The sequence below is a fragment of the Streptococcus suis genome (genome assembly GCF_019794555.1).
Taxonomy (GTDB): Bacteria; Bacillota; Bacilli; order Lactobacillales; family Streptococcaceae; genus Streptococcus; species Streptococcus suis_AB.
Window position 1 is genome coordinate 1 of record NZ_JAIMEP010000075.1, and the last position, 701, is coordinate 701.

Genomic DNA, 701 nt, shown 5'->3' on the forward strand with positions numbered 1-701 from the left:
ATTGACCCGACGGAGATTTTCATAGACGGAACTCATATTAAAGCTGCGGCTAATAATCGTAAGTTTATCAACCAAGAGGTGGAAAAGCAGGCCAAATTCATGAGTGAACAGCTGGAAATTGAAATGAATCAAGATCGGGTAAAGCAAGGAAAAAAGCCGCTCGGGCCCGCCAAAGAGCCAGAGCCCATCGCTAAGAAAATCTCTACAACCGACCCAGAAAGTGGCTGGTTCCACAAAGGTGATCATAAGGAAGTTTTCGCTTATTCTGCCCAAGTTGCCTGTGATAAGTATGGCTGGGCACTTGCTTATAGTGTTGAGGCTGGTAATATCCATGACAGTCAGGCTTTTCCTGCACTTTTCGCCAATCTTGAACCCTTGAAACCAGAGTATATTATTGCGGATTCGGGCTATAAAACTCCCAGTATTGCCAAGTTTCTAATTGATAAGGAAATCACTCCTGTCCTTCCCTACACCCGTCCTCGTGGGAAGAAGGGACAACTTCGTCCTAAAGATTTTGTCTATGACGAACACTTCGATTGTGTCCTGTGTCCTGAACATCAGGTGTTGACCTATCGCACGACCACCCGAGAAGGCTACCGAGAATACAAAAGTGATCCTGCAATTTGTGCCAACTGTCCCCTATTATCAGTATGTACGACCAGTAAGAACCATCAAAAAGTTGTCACGCGGCATATTTGGAA

Annotated in this window: 1 protein-coding gene; it reads left to right on the forward strand. The window is 45.1% G+C overall.

Going from position 1 to position 701, the window contains the following annotated elements; all coding sequences use genetic code 11:
* On the forward strand, positions 1-701 hold a 701-nt coding region (locus K6V48_RS11670; RefSeq protein WP_222369863.1), incomplete at both ends, for a transposase.